13 protein-coding genes and 1 pseudogene are annotated in these 16,249 nt (G+C 39.5%); 5 read left to right on the plus strand and 9 right to left on the minus strand.

The window, feature by feature from the left end; genetic code table 11:
* Positions 1-53: 53 nt before the first annotated feature.
* Together HX13_RS02985 and HX13_RS02990 are read left to right on the plus strand one after the other, a co-directional pair.
* Positions 54-2,555: a fibronectin type III domain-containing protein gene (locus tag HX13_RS02985; protein WP_050019854.1), complete on the plus strand. Its 2,502-nt coding sequence runs from the start codon at positions 54-56 to the stop codon at positions 2,553-2,555.
* 212 nt (positions 2,556-2,767) lie between these two features.
* The gene (locus HX13_RS02990) at positions 2,768-3,214 is read left to right on the plus strand and encodes a DUF1801 domain-containing protein (protein ID WP_050019855.1); all 447 of its coding nucleotides are present in this window, start codon (positions 2,768-2,770) and stop codon (positions 3,212-3,214) included.
* Positions 3,215-3,429: 215 nt separating this feature from the next.
* On the opposite strand, the gene HX13_RS02995 is transcribed toward HX13_RS02990, so the two are convergent.
* From HX13_RS02995 to HX13_RS26250, 4 genes are read right to left on the minus strand one after another with little or no spacing between them, the layout of a single operon-like run.
* Positions 3,430-4,698 (minus strand): TolC family protein, encoded by a 1,269-nt coding sequence (locus HX13_RS02995; RefSeq protein ID WP_128572167.1) that lies wholly within the window; start codon positions 4,696-4,698, stop codon positions 3,430-3,432.
* The gene (locus HX13_RS03000) at positions 4,688-7,783 is read right to left on the minus strand and encodes an efflux RND transporter permease subunit (protein WP_185113592.1); all 3,096 of its coding nucleotides are present in this window, start codon (positions 7,781-7,783) and stop codon (positions 4,688-4,690) included. The genes HX13_RS02995 and HX13_RS03000 overlap by 11 nt, the downstream gene beginning before the upstream one ends.
* A gap of 26 nt (positions 7,784-7,809) precedes the next feature.
* Positions 7,810-8,910 carry an efflux RND transporter periplasmic adaptor subunit gene (locus HX13_RS03005; protein WP_050019858.1) on the minus strand — a complete coding sequence of 367 codons (1,101 nt, stop codon included), beginning with the start codon at positions 8,908-8,910 and terminating at the stop codon, positions 7,810-7,812.
* Positions 8,911-8,914: 4 nt separating this feature from the next.
* A complete protein-coding gene (locus HX13_RS26250) occupies positions 8,915-9,283 on the minus strand; it encodes an MgtC/SapB family protein (protein WP_410493109.1) in 369 nt (122 codons plus the stop codon).
* A 531-nt stretch (positions 9,284-9,814) separates the two neighbouring features.
* Between HX13_RS26250 and HX13_RS03015 the strand changes: the two genes are divergently transcribed.
* Positions 9,815-10,660, plus strand: a complete 846-nt coding sequence (locus HX13_RS03015; RefSeq protein WP_050019859.1) for an EamA family transporter — start codon at positions 9,815-9,817, stop codon at positions 10,658-10,660.
* 117 nt (positions 10,661-10,777) lie between these two features.
* On the opposite strand, the gene HX13_RS03020 is transcribed toward HX13_RS03015, so the two are convergent.
* From HX13_RS03020 to HX13_RS03025, 3 genes and pseudogenes are all read right to left on the minus strand, one after another.
* Positions 10,778-11,914 carry a histidine kinase dimerization/phospho-acceptor domain-containing protein gene (locus tag HX13_RS03020; protein ID WP_238554993.1) on the minus strand — a complete coding sequence of 379 codons (1,137 nt, stop codon included), beginning with the start codon at positions 11,912-11,914 and terminating at the stop codon, positions 10,778-10,780.
* 7 nt (positions 11,915-11,921) lie between these two features.
* A complete protein-coding gene (locus tag HX13_RS23255; RefSeq protein WP_238554994.1) occupies positions 11,922-12,101 on the minus strand; it encodes a hypothetical protein in 180 nt (59 codons plus the stop codon).
* Positions 12,102-12,108: 7 nt separating this feature from the next.
* A pseudogene (locus tag HX13_RS03025) lies at positions 12,109-12,805 on the minus strand (response regulator transcription factor).
* Between the two features lie 158 nt (positions 12,806-12,963).
* Between HX13_RS03025 and HX13_RS03030 the strand changes: the two are divergent.
* Both HX13_RS03030 and HX13_RS03035 read left to right on the plus strand, forming a co-directional pair.
* The gene (locus HX13_RS03030) at positions 12,964-13,563 is read left to right on the plus strand and encodes a YiiX/YebB-like N1pC/P60 family cysteine hydrolase (protein ID WP_238554995.1); all 600 of its coding nucleotides are present in this window, start codon (positions 12,964-12,966) and stop codon (positions 13,561-13,563) included.
* A gap of 160 nt (positions 13,564-13,723) precedes the next feature.
* On the plus strand, positions 13,724-14,035 hold the full coding sequence (locus HX13_RS03035; RefSeq protein ID WP_050019860.1) for a cysteine methyltransferase: 312 nt from the start codon (positions 13,724-13,726) through the stop codon (positions 14,033-14,035).
* A gap of 201 nt (positions 14,036-14,236) precedes the next feature.
* Here the strand turns inward: HX13_RS03035 and murA are convergent, their stop codons facing one another.
* Positions 14,237-15,544, minus strand: coding sequence for a UDP-N-acetylglucosamine 1-carboxyvinyltransferase (gene murA / locus HX13_RS03040; protein ID WP_050019861.1), 1,308 nt, complete (start codon positions 15,542-15,544; stop codon positions 14,237-14,239).
* Entirely contained in the window at positions 15,544-16,200 is a 657-nt protein-coding gene (locus HX13_RS03045; protein ID WP_050019862.1) for a DUF4290 domain-containing protein, read from the minus strand. Before HX13_RS03045 ends, murA begins: the two co-directional genes overlap by 1 nt.
* Positions 16,201-16,249: the final 49 nt, after the last annotated feature.

Below are 16,249 nucleotides of genomic sequence, written 5' to 3' on the forward strand. Positions count from 1 at the left end.
TTATTGTTTTTATATTGATATTTTTCTTAATTTCCAACACAAATGTAAATAATATGATAATAAATTTATTTTCCAGAGTTTTGCCTGTCATTACTCTTTTTCCGGCTTCTGTTTTGATGGCCCAGAATTATCAAACCATGCCTGTTGCTTCAGGATATACGGCTGATGTGATTGCCAACGGGGTAGGTTCTTCAGTAGTTTCTACCAATAATGACGTAGATGGAGTTTCTTACGCCTTTGTTGCTAAAGATTTTCAGCTGACATCCACAAGTCCAGCTATTACCTATGGTATTCCTGTTGATGGAGTTATTAATTCTGTGGTAACAGCAACGCCCGGATTGAGTTTTCAGTTAGGAAGTCTAAGTTCCAATAATTCCTTGAGACTAGCTGCAGTAAATGATTCAGGAACTTTAACATTTACAGCAGCAAAAGCAGCAATTAAATTGTATATGCTTGCTGTTAGCGGAAGTGGTACTTCTACAGTCAGTGTAGCAGTGAATTTTACGGATGGCACATCACAAACATTTTCAAATATCAGCCTTGCGGACTGGTATAACGGTCCTAACTTTGCCATCCAGGGAATAGGAAGGATTAAGAAACCGGGTGCAACTCCTGCCAGTGGTGATGACGTTCCATCCCCTGAAGGAGGAACAAATCCAAGATTATATCAGGCCGAGTTAGCTATAGATGCTGCGAACCAGGCGAAACCAATACAAAGTATAACGGTAACCAAAACAGGCGGCTCCGGTATACCGAATATTTTTGCATTTTCAGCAGATGCCTATTCAGATTGCGCTCCTCCTGTATTGCAGGCGGTTTCAGGGATAACAGCAAATTCTGCATTTGTTTCATGGACCGCTCCGGCCAGTGCTGTAAGTTATGATGTATATCACAGTACTTCCGGTACCGTGCCTGCAAGTACGGTAACACCTACCTATCCGGGAATAGCAGGTACAAATACCACTATAGATGGTCTTACTCCGAATACAACCTATTATTATTGGGTAAGAACGAACTGTAATTCAACAACGGGGCAAAGTGCCTGGTCTTTTGCCGGTACATTCAAAACGGCCTGTTCCACTTTTTCTGTACCTTATACGGAAAATTTTGATACGACCAGTACAGGTTCTTCCACGAATAGTAATGCCCCAAGTTGCTGGAGCTATCTGGAAAGTCCATCATTTACAGGGTATGGTTATGTAACGACATCTAATAATTTTTCAGCACCTAATGCTTATTATCTCAATAATTCAACAGCTACTACCGGGAGTCAGATGTTAGTTTCACCTCCTACTGTAAATCTTTCAGATGGTACCAAACGCGTAAGATTTTATGCCAAAGGAGGAACGAATGGAAATACGCTGTTAGTGGGAACTTTATCAAACCCTGCTGATCCGGCTTCTTTTACTCAGATTGGCTCCCCTGTTACTTTAACAACTACTCATACACAATATACTATTAATATTCCTGTGGGTACTGATTTGCAACTGGCATTTAAAAATGGTATGGGAGGTACATCCCGTTCTATTTATATTGATAATATTACCGTTCAGCAAATTCCTTCTTGTATTGAACCTACTGCTGTTACACCTTCGAATGTTACAATGAACTCTGCAACGATTGATTGGACAGCACCTACTTCAGCTCCGGCAAACGGATATGAAGTATATTACAGCACCAACAACACTGCGCCTACTGCTACAACTGTTTTAGATGCTACGAACTCAGTAACTTCTGCCACAACTTCTGCTCCATTAAATTCGTTAGCTTCCGATTCAAACTATTATGTATGGGTAAGATCTGTATGTAGTGCTACGGACAAAAGTATCTGGAGTGAAGCTGTAGCTACATTCAGAACAGGTTATTGTGTCCCTACATCTACCAATCAGAATTCCTGGATTTCTGCCTTCACCTCTACAGGAGCAATTACGGATATGGCTTATACATCTGCTTCCGGTGCGGCAGGAGGATATCAGAATTTAACTACATCCAGCAATAAAATTACCAATACCGCAGGAACCAGTACTTCAATATCTTTAACAGCAGGAGGTCCTACATGCGGATTCGGGGTTTGGATAGACTGGAATAATAATTTAACTTTTGAAGCTTCGGAAAGAATGTTTGTTACTTCCAACTATACAACAACTATTTCCGGATCTATTACCCCGCCGGCTGGAACACCTGCCGGAAATTACAGAATGAGGGTTTTGGCTGATTATAATTCTTCAGTGCCTTCAAACCCTTGTGCAGCGATGACGAGAGGAGAGGCTATTGATTTTATATTCGAAGTGGCTGCATCACTGGCAACTTCAGAAGTAAATGCAAAGAAAAAAGAAGCCGATTTATATCCTAATCCGTTTAAGGATATTCTGCATATCGGGAATACAAAAGATATGAAATCTGTAACCATTACGGATGTAGCGGGAAGAGTAGTAAAAGTGATAGATTACCCGGAAAAAGAACTTTATTTAGGAGATCTGAATGCCGGCCTATACTTAGTGACAGTGTATTTCAAAGACGGATCCCAATCTACAGGAAAAGCGATAAAGAAATAATTGTATTTGATCAATAATTCCAGGAGGTAGCTATATTGTATGTAGCTGCCTTTTTTATGAAAAATAAAATTTTTAACAAAATGAATTGTTGTTAATATCACCTCAACAGAAATTATAAGGTAAGGTTAAACAAAAAATGGTGTTTTTAAAACAATGCGTTTTGACAAGTAAATAATATTGTGAAATAATTGTATTTTAGAAAAAAATAAAATATGCAGATTCAGGCGGTTTCTATAGAAGATTATATTTCCAGGATTCCTGAAGAAAGACAGGAATCTTTCAGAAAACTTTTTGATACGATCAGTAATAATTTACCTGAGGGTTTTGAAGAAAACACAGGGTATGGTATGGTAGGCTGGGGTGTTCCCCTGAAAACTTATCCGGCCGGTTATCATTGTACACCGGGATCACCATTGCCGTTTATTAACCTGGCTTCTCAAAAGAATTTTATAGCGTTGTATCATATGGGGCTTTATTCCACACCGGAACTGTTAGACTGGTTTGTCTCAGAATACCCTAAATATTCCAGGAAAAAGCTGGATATGGGCAAATCCTGCGTCCGTTTCAAAAAAGTGGAAGATATACCTTTTGAGCTAATTGCCGAACTGAGTAAAAAAATGACTGTCCAGGACTGGATCAGTGTTTATGAATCCCAATAATAAAAAATAAAAAAATCCCTGAAATCTATACGATTTCAGGGATTCGTTTTGAATGAGGGAGACTAAAAGGGAAGCTGGAAGGAAAAGGCGGGAATAATTGTTCATTTCTCATGTCTTAAAAGGAAAATATTATAATTTTAAAAGGTTATTAATTGGCTCCTTAGTTATTTCCTGCTTTAAAACTTTTCTCTTCCAGCTTCCTTTCTTTCCGCTGTTTACAGCTCAATATCCCAGATTCCCGCTTTACGCTCAAGCTCAATTAAAGCTGCTGCATTATCGGCAAGGGCCTGATAGTAATCTTTTCTTATTCCGTTATAAGTTCTCTGTGCATTCAGGACTTCGAGGATGGAGCTTTCCCCTCTTTTATAGCTATACGTAATGCCTTCCAGAATGTTTTCTGCTTCCGTCAGCATTCCGTTGTGGAATTGTTTTACCTGCTTTTGGGTAGCTCTATATTGCTGATAAGCCTGCATCACTTCGGCTCGTATCCCCTGTTCGATCTGCTGATATTCAACTTCGGCACGGGAATGGACCATTTCTGCTATTTTCAGACCTGCATTTCTCCGGTTGGAAAATTTCAACGGGATACTAATGCCTAATTTTACAGCATTTACGGTAGGAGAAGGCGCTATTTCATTGGTAGCTTCAGTGTGGTGCTCGGCTCCCGCACTGATTCCAAGATCTATGACGCGGTTGGCCCTTTCAAGATTAATCTGGCTTTTGGTGACTTGTATATTTTGTTTGGCTGCCAATACATCTGCCCTTTCGTTCAATGCATGAAGAATTAAATCATCAAGGTTAAAATCCCTGTTAAAAGCGTTAAAATCTCCGGAAACATCCCTGTCTGCTATTTTCTGATCACTAAGAAAAACCGACAGATAGGTGAGAGCCTGTTGCCCGGCACTTTCGGCCTGATATACTTCATTGAGAAGGGAAGCTGCTTCTAATTTACTTTGTTTTGAAGTAATCAATGAAATTGTTCCCAGACGATACCGTATGCTGTCTGATTTTGCGAGCCGCACAATATTTTGATATGAATCCTGTTGTACCTCAAGTAACGCTTTTGCCTTTAATACTTCCACATATGCTAAACTGGCATCAGCCCGGAGGTTTCTGAAAAAATCCTGTAACTGTATTTTACTCAGCTCCCATTGGGTTTCAGCCAGGTTGATTCTGGCTTTTCTTTTTCCTCCCAACTCAAGAGTCCATCCGATGGAAGTTCCGTAAACGTGTCCCATATTTTTATTTACCCCGTTATTGGTAGTTTCCAGTTCCCATTGAGGATCAGGAAACATACCTGCAGACTGAACTGAAGCTTCTGCGATGCTTACATTGTACTTTTGAGAAGCATATCCAAGATTTTGCTTTCTGACGAGACTCAGGTATTCTTCAAAACGTAGAACTTCTTTCTCCTGTGCCTTTACTGTACCTGCCATGCTTAATATTGCAGCAGATATGATGATAAAATAAATACTAATCTTCATTGGATACCAGGTTTTGATTTTCATTGCGACGCTCAGCCATAAAATAAATAGCAGGCAAAATGAATAATGTTAAAACAGTAGAGAACATCAGTCCATAAACAATTACCGTTGCCAGCGGCCGTTGTACATCAGAACCGATACCTGTTGCCAGCGATGCCGGAAACAATCCGATGACAGCAACCGTTGCGGTCATCAATACGGGTCGGAAACGATCTTTTGCCCCTTGGGTTACGGCAGGTCTGAGAGCATATCCTTTTTTGCGCAGATCATTGATGTGAGAAATCATAATCACCCCGTTCTGAATGGCAACTCCAAATAACGCAATAAAGCCTACAGCTGAAGATACATTCAGAGACATGCCCCGTATATTGAGTGCCAGCATACCTCCAAATAGGGCCAAAGGGACAATAGAGATCAGTACCAATGCCTGCCTGAAATCACCAAATGCCCCATACAATAACAGAAACATAACAGCTAATGCCAATGGAACGATAAATGCCAGCCTGGAGTATGCCCTGCTCTGGTTTTCGAATTGACCTCCCCATTTGATGTGGTATTTTTCGTGGTCATACTGAATATCTTTTTCAATTGTATCCTGAGCTTTTTTCAGGAAAGAGGAAAGATCCATACCTCTTAGGTTGAGCTTTACAGTAAGGTGACGCTTATTCATTTCTCTTGTGATGGTACTTTCCCCGGTGCTTAATTTTACTTCGGCTACCTGTGATAATGGAATTTTAGCTCCGGAAGCTGAAGTCAGCATCAGGTTCCCGATTTTATCAGGAGTGTTGCGGCTATTTTCAGTATATCGGCAGGAAATATCATAAACCTTATTTCCGATAAAAATCTGGGAAATGGCTTTTCCACCCAATGCTACCTCGATGAGGTCTGCCACATCCGCTACATTCAGGCCGTATTGGGCAATTTTATCCCTGTTTGCAATAATCTGCAACTGAGGCAAAGGAGGCTCCTGGTCAATGGCAAGATCGGCTGATCCGGGAATTTTGTCCAATGTGTACAACACGTTTTCTGCAATTCTCCGGGTTTCTTTGAAATCTTCTCCATACACTTTAACTACCAATTCACTATGTGCCCCGGAGATTTTGTCCATGACCCCGTCAATCATCGGCTGAGAGAATCCCACGGTAAATCCGGGCATTTCTTTATAATCTTCAGCCAGTTCTCTGATCAAATCCGCTTTTGTTTTTCCGGAAGGCCACTCGCTGTAAGGTTTTATCCCGATAGAAACTTCGAAATGGGAGGCTGTCCACGGATCGGTACCGTCATCATTCCGCCCGGCCTGTATCATCATATAGGTAATTTCTTTATGTTTCAATGTCCTGGCACGCAGAGTGTCACTCATTTCCTTTGATTGGGCTAAAGAAATGCCGGGAGGTAATTGTACCTGTAGCCATATGGAGCCTTCATCCAGTTCCGGAAGAAAGTCTTTTCCTACCGTGTAGGACAGAACTCCTGCAGATAGCAACACAATACCTATGGGTAACATTACTTTCTTAGGAGCCTGGAGTATTTTTTCGATTCTCTTTCCATAAGCATTCCCTGTTTTTTCCAGCCATTTGTTGTGGTATAGCTTTCTGGGTTTCCGATAAATCACATAAGCCAATCCGGGAATGAGCAGTAATGCCACGGCAAGAGCTCCTAATAAAGCATAGCCTACTGTAAAAGCCATTGGGGTAAAAAGTTTTTTCTCTACCCTTTCAAAGGCAAACAACGGCAAATAAGCAGTCATGATAATAATCGTGGAAAAGAAGATCGGTTTGGCTACTTCAATCACTCTTTGGGTAATACTTTTTTCCTCCAGTATTTCTTCCGGGTTTTCCTCCCTCTTTTTTAAGATGGTTTCCAGCATCACAATAGCTCCGTCTACGATAATCCCAAAGTCTATAGCTCCAAGGGAAAGAAGGTTGGCCGGAATATCGGTAAAATACATCAAGATAAATGCAAACAATAAAGAAAGGGGGATTGTGATGGCCACCAATAATGCTCCTCTCCAGCTTCCAAGGAAGACAATCAGCACAATAATGACCAGTACAATGCCTTCAGTCAGGGTATGAGAGACCGTGCTGAGAGTGGTCTTTACAAGGTCGGTTCTGTCCAGGAAAGGATGGATTTTTACACCGGCCGGAAGAATTTCATTGTTTAATTCATCTACCGCCTGGTGAATTCCTTCAAGAACCTGTGACGGATTTTGCCCCCTTAATAAAAGTACGATGCCTTCAATACTTTCAGAGTAATTACGTTCCCTGTCTGTATATCCCAAAATTCCTTTTCTTTCCAGGTTCCCATACTTTAATGTTCCTATATCATTCAGGAAAACCGGAACTCCATTTTCGGTTTTTACAACAATCTTTCCAAGATCATTTAAATCCTTCACAAGGCCTATTCCGCGGATAACATATGCTAAATTTCCATGGGGTAGCATGCTTCCCCCGGCACTTACATTATTTCTGGAAATAGTTTCCGTAACTTCAGACAGGGCCAAACCGTATTGTTCAAGTTTATGAGGATCTAATTCTACCTGGAACTGGGTGGTAATTCCTCCGAAATTGGTAACATCTGCAATTCCTGAGACCTGTTTGATACGCGGAATAATGACAAACTTCTGTAAATCTGTCAGTTCCCGGAGGCCATGGTTATTACTTTCAATGATATAGCGGTAGACTTCGCCGATGGGAGAGGTAAGGGGATCAAGTCCGGGCTGTGCATCATAAGGCAGGGTAACATCTGACAACCTTTCCTGAATACGTTGCCTGGCCCAGTAATCGTCTACACCGTCATCAAAAACCATAGTAATAATGGAAAGCCCGAATGTACTTTTACTTCGCATGACATGCATACCCGGAAGGCCGTTTAGGGAACGTTCCAGTGGAATGGTGATTTGTTGCTCTACCTCTTCAGCAGCAAGTCCGGGTACCTGTGTGACAACCTGTGAGGTAACGTCTGCAATATCGGGATAGGCTTCAACGGATAATCTGGTCCATGAGTAATACCCGAAAAAGCCCAGTAGAAGGAAGAGGGCCAGCATCAGCCATCTCTTCTGTATAGAGAGTGTAAGTAATTGCTTCATAATTTTTGATTTTTGCTACAAAAAGCCTATCTCGCATCCGGTAGGTAGATCCCTCCTTCAGTTATTATGATTTCCCCGATCTTTAAGCCTGAGATAATCCTTGTCGTTTTCTGATCCGTTTCTCCGGTGGCTACCATACGTTTGGTAAATTGGTTTTTCCCTGTTTTTACCCATACATACTGTGAGCCGTCGCTTTGCATTAAGGCTGTTACAGGGATCATAATTGTTTTTTCAGGAGCTGTTGAGAAATTAACGGTAGCATACATTCCTGGTTTTAGCTTTCTGCCGGGGTTATCACATTCAATAAGAACCTTGATACTCCGGGTATTTTCATCTACCATTTCGTTAATATGATATACTTTTCCGGTAATATTTGTATCAGGATAGGCGCTTACTTTTACAGAAACATGGTCGCCGGTATTCACGAAACGGATATCTTTTTCCTTTACATCTCCGGAAATCCATACCCTGGAAAGTTCAGCAATAATAATAACAGGGTCGGCATCACTTTTCAGGTATTGCCCGTTTACGATTGTATTGGAAATAATTTCACCGTTAATGGGAGCTCTTACAATAAGAGGTTTTCCTAAACCGCCACCTTTACTGTTGTAGACTTTCAAGGCTGCAGACGCATTGGAAAGAGCGGTCTTCTTATTTTTAAAATCAGTTTCCGTCTCATCCAGCTCTTTCTGAATACCCACACCATGTCTTACAAGATCCTGTTGTCTTTTGTAATTTTTTTCTGCAAGCTGTACCTCGTTTAAAGCATCCGTATAATCTTTCTGGACTGAGAAATAGTCTGAAGAAAGAATTTCAAAAAGAGGGCTGCCTGCGGAAACATTCTGTCCCAGCTGAATAAACGATTTTGTAATTCTTCCTGAAAAAGGACTGGCGATTTCAGCATAATGATTGGGAATAGCCTGAATGGTCCCTGCAGACAGGATACCATCACTATGCTCTTGGCTGGTAACGACTGCCGTTTTAATCTTTTTGAAAACAGGGTTGCTTTCCGGTACAATAACATGTCCGTGTTTAAGGATAATTTCCTGTGTGTTATTTTTCCGGGATACTTCATCCTTACAGGAAGCTGTAAAAAGAATGATAATGCTTAAGAGTATTTTTTTCATGATCTTAATAAAGTTGAGTGCTGTTGCTGATTTTTTTGTTTTGCTTTTTTTTCTTTGCGATGACCAGCTTTTTAGTCCGTGCCTTTTTTTGAGAGGATAAAGAAGGCCTTAAAAATATATTTGTGGAAACAATAAAGAAAACGGTGATGACAGCTTCTTTGGGGTAGCCCAGGGCACATAATGCTCCTATTGAAGCAGAACACCATAAAGTAGCAGCCGTATTTAATCCGCGTACCGTAAGGCCATCTTTCATGATCACACCGCCGCCGAGGAAACCTATTCCACTGACGATATAAGAGGTGATTCTTCCGGCAGCATCACCGCCAATCTTAAGGGCAACCAGTACAAATGCTGCGGAGCCTATACAAACCAGGGTATTGGTACGTAAACCTGCATTTTTTTTTACGCCACTGTCTCTCGAAACCTATTCCGGCACCTAAACAGAATGCAGTTAATAAGCGAAGTGTAAATTCAAATGTATTCATAACTTTTCCTTTGAAAGCTTTAAGCTGTACTGGAAAAGTCGGTACAACTAAAGCATTAAGATTGATAATTACTGTAAGGATCTGTGTCCATGTGCTTTATTTTTTTACTGTGCAAAAGTAATGAGAGCGTCTTTTTTTTTACCGTTAGAAAAGCTTTAGAATAGTATTAGAAAAGTATTAGAAAAATGATATTGTGATTTTTTGATAGTATCATTTAATACGATTAATGTTATAAAATGAGATCTCCTTGCAGACTAAAGAATAAGGTGATCTCTGTATCCATTATAAAAGGCAAAATTTCAATACATTTGGAGCAAACTATTATAATGGTAAGTCGTGACTGTAATTTATAGAATAAAGTTCACTTACATCGGGAAATTTCTTCCCAAAGGTTGGTTTATGAATGTTAAATTTTAGAAATGAAAAATTCAAATATAGCGATACCCGCAACGCTTTTAGCAATTATCTGCGTACAGGGAGGTGCTTCTATAGCTAAACAGCTCTTTCCCCTTATAGGACCTATTGGAACCGTTACTTTAAGGATTGTACTTTCGGCTATTTTGCTTACTTTAATTAATCGTCCGAAATTTTTGCAGTTTACCGCGCAAAAATGGAAATATTGTGCACTGTATGGAATGGGTCTAGCTGCTATGAATCTTATTTTTTATATGGCCATTCAGCGGATTCCATTGGGACTGGCTGTTACAGTGGAATTTGCGGGCCCTTTATTTCTGGCGCTTGCCCTGTCCCGTAAATTGCTGGATGTCATCTGGGCATTACTGGCTTGTGCCGGAATATTGCTGATTGTTCCATGGCAGAGTAATAATGTAGATTTAACAGGTCTTGGGCTGGCTTTCCTCGCGGGAATGTTTTGGGCGGTTTATATTGTGATGGGCGGGAAAGTTTCAAAAATTATGGATGGGAAAGATGCTGTCACAACAGGAATGTTATTTGCAAGTTTGTTGATAATACCCTTTACCATATGGGATGGAGCGGTATTCAATCTTACCCCTGCGATCTTTATGAAAGGACTGGGAGTGGCCATTTTATCCAGTGCATTGCCGTTTTCATTGGAAATTTTGGCATTGAAAAGGTTACCTGCAAAGACGTTCAGTATTCTGATGAGCTTAGAACCTGCCTTTGCAGCCCTTTCAGGATTGGTATTCCTGGCAGAAGATTTAAGTTTCTTACAATGGATTTCCATTATTTGTGTAATTGCAGCCAGCATAGGAACTACTGTTTTCGGTAAAAGGGTCAGTCATTGATCAAAAACTTCCGGATTTTCAAAAACATAGTTCTTTTTACGGCCTGTATATAGCTTCAATTTTGCAATTGGAAAATAAAGCTATATACTAAACTCCACTGTAAAAACCGTGGCTTTATCATCCGATGCCACTGTGATAACGGCGTGATGAAGATGAATGATTTTTTCTGTGAGAAAAAGCCCGATTCCGTATCCTTTTTCTTTTTTTGAATTTTTCGCTTCTGTAAAAAGGTTCAAAAATATGTTCCAGATCTTCCTGCGAAATGATGATTCCCCTGTTGCTGAACCTGATGTGCAGTTTTCCCGAAAGTATTTTAACGTCAATTGAGCAGGTATGTTCGGGGGAATATTTGCATGCGTTATCTATAAGATTATTAAAAGCTACCTGAAGCAGGTATTCATTTCCTTGTATGATAAGCTGGCGTTCCTCTACAGTATCTTCAATATTCAATGAAACTTTATATCCGGTATTTTCTTTGATAATTTTGGCATAAGACTCCAAAAGGATTTCATCAAGGCGTATTTCAGAGAAGCTGATTTCATTGGGATCATAGCTTGCCTTGGCCAGATCCATGAGGCTATTGGATAATTTTGCCATATTCCGGGCATCTTCCAACACACGCTGTATGGTTTGCTGATATTCTTCGTGGGTTTGCTTTTTTTCAGAAGCCAGTTCCAGCTCTGTAATAATGGCTGATAAAGGAGTCCGCAGTTCATGGGAAATATTAGAAACGAAATATTTCTGAGCATCAAAAGAATTTTCCAGGCGTTCCAGCATGCCATTGAAACTCTGAGCCAGTTCATTGAGCTCATCGTTTTCTTTTGTTGTTTTTAATCTCCATTGTAACCTTCCGGCTGTAATTTTTTTAATCTGGCCCACCATTTCGCTCAACGGGCTTAGAGTTTTCTTGGAGAGGAATATTCCGGCAAGGTAAATGAGAACCAAAATACTGATGAAAGCCAAGACGCTGATGGTAAGAAGATGGGTAAGGTATTCATAGCCATATTGGTCATACGAGGCAGCTGTTACTGCATAAGATTTTCCGGAATGATGATACACTATCCCGATTACCTGCAGTTTTCCTGAAAAAAAGGTAATTTTCTTTTTCTGAAATATTTCGGAAAGCATTTCCCGGTCCTCTTTTACATAATCTACTTTGGCATCATCATGGTAAACAAGCCGGTTGTTGGAATCATAGATTGCCACCTGTACCTCATTCAGGGTTCTGTTGTTATTTTTGTACAATTTATGCATTTCCTGCTCAGGCAGTGAGCTTTGAAAAAAAAAGATCTGCTTTGGCTATAGCTTCATTTTGCAGCTCGCTGTAAAAAGACTTTTCCCGGGCTTCTTTTGATGAATAATAGATGGATACACTGTAAATACTTAAAAGCATTGCAGTGATCAGGGTAAAAAGCAGCGTAAGCCTGGTTCTTATTTTCATCTTTGTATTATACCTGTTCGTAATTTTTCTTTAAAATAAATCCCATTCCCGGCTTGGTGTGAATCAGTTTATCTTCAAAATCCCTGTCAATTTTTTTCCGGAGATAATTAATGTATACATCAATAAAGTTGGTTCCCGTATCAAAATGAGTTTCCCATACCTTTTCGGCAATTTCACTTCGTGGTAACACCCTTTCGGAATTTTCAAGCATAAATTTAAGGAGGTTAAACTCCTTCGGAGTTAATTGTATCGGAACCTGATTCCTGCTCACCAGTTTCTGCTCCAGGTTCATCTCAATACCTTCATAGGTGAGTACGGAGATTTTTTGCTGCCTTTGCTGCGAAAAAACGTTTCAGGAGAACCCTGATTCTTGCGGTCAGTTCCCGCATTTCAAAAGGCTTGGTCATATAATCGTCAGCTCCGGCATCAAACCCTTCCAGTTTATCATCCGTAGTTCCAAGAGCCGTAAGCATGATCATCGGAAGGTCCGGTTTTAAAGCTTTTATTTCACTGCAAAATTCAAGACCGTTTTTTTGAGGAAGGATAATATCCGTTATTATCAGATCGAAATCTTTCTGCAAGGCAAGCTTTAGGGCTGCTATTCCGTCATAGGCCATGCTTACTTCAAATCCGGATTCCTGAAGTCCTTTGGTAATAAGTCTGGAAAGCCTGTCGTCGTCTTCTACTAATAAAATATGTGGCATAAGAATATTCGGAATATTGGTTGGTATGAAAACATATCAATATACCAGACAAATGTAATGAATTCTATTTTGTAATTTTGACACTGAAATCATTATGAATGCAGGAATTTAAATTACTTTTTAATAGAGAAAGCCTACTGACAGGAATATTTTTTTGTTTGATTTTTCTGTTGGCTCATTGTAGCTCATACCAGAAATTATCCCTTCAGAACGGAGATTTACTTTTTGTAACAGCAAAAGGAACCGGACTTTCCGGAGCCATTAATAATGTTACCCAAAGACAGGAAACAATATCTTTTGATCATATCGGCATTCTTGAAAAAGAGGGCAATGAACTGTTTGTATTGCATGCAGTTCCAAAAGGAGGTTCTCAAAAACAACAGATAAAAGAATTTCTTAATGATCAGAAAGAAGAAGGACAGAAAGTGATAGTATACCGTCTGAAGCCTGAATTTCAGAAATCAATTCCACAGGCGATTCAAAAAGCGCATCAAATGCTTGGGAAACCATATAACTTTAATTATATACTGGATGAAAACTCGTTCTATTGTTCAGACTTTGTAGAAAGGGCTTTCCGGGAAGATCATATTTTCAAATTGGAACCCATGACTTTTATTGATCCTAAAACAGGAACTATCAATGCATTCTGGGAAGATTTTTATAAAAAGAAAAACCTGAAGGTTCCTGAAGGAGAACCGGGCTGTAATCCTAATGGCCTGGCTGGTTCAGAAAAGTTGGAAAGAATAAGGGAACTGTAAAATTCAAATGAAAGAAGCTGGAAAAAGCTTCTTTTTTTAGTTAAAATTCAAAAAATATTAGTCTACTAATTTGGTGGACTAATATTTTTTTTATATTTTTGTCACAGATTTAACGCAGAAAGCAGATAATCTGAAAGAGTTTAACCAAAAATGTTTAACGATGATTACACCTAATCCTAATCTGCAGGTTTTACAAAATAAAATAAACCTGCCTAAAAAAGAATTGTTATTGGAAATAGAGTTGAATGGCAAAATGAAATTTGAACATTTAATGCATATGATCTATAACCAATTAGGAATTTGTCACAGAGTGTTATCAGCAAATGTGGAATATGTGAACGGATACAGTTTTGGTTCGGTGCAGTTATACATCAATGTCAATTCAGAAGATTATCAGCAACTTGAATTCTACCTGAATAAAAATAAACTTTTGAGTACAACGGTGGAATATGTCTGCCGGAAATATTCTTGAGAGAGATTCATATAGTTTTAATTACTCAAAGTGTCTGGTATTTATTTACCGGACACTTTTTATACTTAAAAAACAAAGGCCTTCTACTGTAGCTACTATTTGATGTGTAATCCATCTCTTCCTCACGGGGGGATGATAATATTCGAAGATAAAAAAAGCGCCCGGATCACTCCGGACGCTCTATAGTAATAAAAATAAGTTTTAGATTCTTTCAATATCGGCACCAATGGCTCTCAATCTTCCATCGATATTTTCATATCCCCTGTCAATTTGTTCGATATTATGAATAATGGATTTTCCTTCTGCAGAAAGTGCTGCGATAAGGAGGGCGTTTCCGGCTCTGATATCCGGGGAAACCATGGTGGTCCCTCTTAAAGGGGTTTCCTGGTTTAATCCGATTACCGTTGCTCTGTGTGGATCACACAGAATGATCTGTGCTCCCATATCAATTAATTTATCTACGAAGAATAATCTGGACTCAAACATTTTCTGATGAACCAAAATGCTTCCTTTTGCCTGAGTAGCTACCACCAGGATGATAGATAACAAATCCGGAGTGAATCCGGGCCATGGAGCATCTGAGATGGTCAGGATAGATCCGTCAATGAATTTCTGGATTTTATAATGATCCTGGGCAGGAATATAAATATCATCGTTACGCTGCTCAAGTTCAATCCCTAATTTTCTGAAGGTGTTGGGGATCACTCCCAGCTGATTCCAGTTTACATTTTTGATGGTAATTTCAGATTTTGTCATGGCGGCAAGACCAATCCAGGATCCGATTTCCACCATATCAGGAAGCATGGTATGCTCAGTTCCTCTCAGGGAATCTACTCCTTCAATGGTTAAGAGATTGGAACCAATTCCTGAAATATTAGCCCCCATTCTGTTTAGCATTTTACATAATTGCTGAAGATATGGTTCACAAGCGGCATTGTAAATTCTTGTTTTTCCTTTTGCCAGTACGGCAGCCATGACAATATTGGCTGTTCCGGTAACGGAAGCCTCTTCCAGCAAAATAAATTTTCCTTTGAGTTCAGTAGCTTTTAAAGAATAAAAGTATTCCTCTTCATCGTAATTGAATTCTGCACCCAGCTCTACCAATCCCTGGAAATGGGTGTCCAGTCTTCTTCTTCCGATTTTATCACCACCCGGAGTCGGCATATAAGCTTCGCCATAACGGGCCAGCATAGGTCCCATCAGCATGATGGAGCCACGCAATTTAGCGCCGTCCTTTTTGAATTCGTTGGATTTTATATAATCAAAATTAACCTGATCAGCCTTGAAAGTATAATCTCCCTGTCCGTTTTTGGTAATTTTTACCCCGAAGTCCCCTAAAATTTCAATCAGTCTGTTCACATCATGAATATCAGGGATATTTTTAATTCTTACCTCATCATCGGTCAGCAAAACCGCACATAAAATTTGTAGGGCTTCGTTTTTTGCCCCTTGTGGAGTTATTTCACCCTGCAGTTTTTTTCCTCCTCTTATTTGAAATGTTCCACTCATTATTTTCTGTTTTTATGATTATGCTTTCGTTTGTTATTATTGTTGTTGTTGTTACTTTGATTTTTATTGCCGCTGCTGTTTTTGTTGTTTCGGTTATTATTATTTGTGTAATAAATTTTACTTTTTTCAAGAGAATCAATTCCGGTAAGATCTAACCTGTTTTCCGACAATTCCTTGAGATGCCTGAAAATAACATCGTCCGTTACGTGTTCCTTATTATAGACATTGTAAGACTTCTTCATATTGTTGGCAATCACCTCGATAAGGGCTTCTTTTTCATCGCCGGTTTCCAGTTCAATTGCTTTATCAATCAATTGAAGAATACTTTTTCCGTAAAATTTAAAATCTCCCTGAAGTTTTGGATATTCCATTTTTTTAGGCTTTTCTGCCAATTGTTCCCTGGTTGGAAAAGGATATGGGGATTCTACATCCAGATCATAATCTGCCAGAATAAAAAGATGGTCCCAAAGTTTATGTTTATAATTTTCTTCGTCGCGAAGTTGTGGGTTTCTCTGACCCATAAAATCGATAATGGCCATAGCCATTTCACTTCTTTCCTCTTTGGTAGGAAGTTCTTTACAGCGCTCAACCAATTGTTGTATAATCCTGCCGTATTCCGGCATATGAAGCTGAGTTTTTTGGGTATTGTATTCCATAGTATGCAAATATATGCATTAAAAGAAAAATTGTTTCGGGAATCTTAAA

It is taken from the genome of Chryseobacterium sp. P1-3, assembly GCF_000738495.1.
Taxonomy (GTDB): domain Bacteria; phylum Bacteroidota; class Bacteroidia; order Flavobacteriales; family Weeksellaceae; genus Chryseobacterium; species Chryseobacterium gallinarum.

What these genes read in the sequence shown, in the direction of transcription:
- HX13_RS03005 (WP_050019858.1), bottom strand. Translation starts at nt 8,910, where the DNA reads ATGAAAAAAATACTCTTAAGCATTATCATTCTTTTTACAGCTTCCTGT.
- HX13_RS03000 (WP_185113592.1), bottom strand. Translation starts at nt 7,783, where the DNA reads ATGAAGCAATTACTTACACTCTCTATACAGAAGAGATGGCTGATGCTG.
- HX13_RS03020 (WP_238554993.1), bottom strand. Translation starts at nt 11,914, where the DNA reads ATGCATAAATTGTACAAAAATAACAACAGAACCCTGAATGAGGTACAG.
- HX13_RS23255 (WP_238554994.1), bottom strand. Translation starts at nt 12,101, where the DNA reads ATGAAAATAAGAACCAGGCTTACGCTGCTTTTTACCCTGATCACTGCA.
- HX13_RS02995 (WP_128572167.1), bottom strand. Translation starts at nt 4,698, where the DNA reads ATGAAGATTAGTATTTATTTTATCATCATATCTGCTGCAATATTAAGC.
- murA (WP_050019861.1), bottom strand. Translation starts at nt 15,544, where the DNA reads ATGAGTGGAACATTTCAAATAAGAGGAGGAAAAAAACTGCAGGGTGAA.
- HX13_RS02990 (WP_050019855.1), top strand. Translation starts at nt 2,768, where the DNA reads ATGCAGATTCAGGCGGTTTCTATAGAAGATTATATTTCCAGGATTCCT.
- HX13_RS03045 (WP_050019862.1), bottom strand. Translation starts at nt 16,200, where the DNA reads ATGGAATACAATACCCAAAAAACTCAGCTTCATATGCCGGAATACGGC.
- HX13_RS02985 (WP_050019854.1), top strand. Translation starts at nt 54, where the DNA reads ATGATAATAAATTTATTTTCCAGAGTTTTGCCTGTCATTACTCTTTTT.
- HX13_RS03015 (WP_050019859.1), top strand. Translation starts at nt 9,815, where the DNA reads ATGAAAAATTCAAATATAGCGATACCCGCAACGCTTTTAGCAATTATC.
- HX13_RS03035 (WP_050019860.1), top strand. Translation starts at nt 13,724, where the DNA reads ATGATTACACCTAATCCTAATCTGCAGGTTTTACAAAATAAAATAAAC.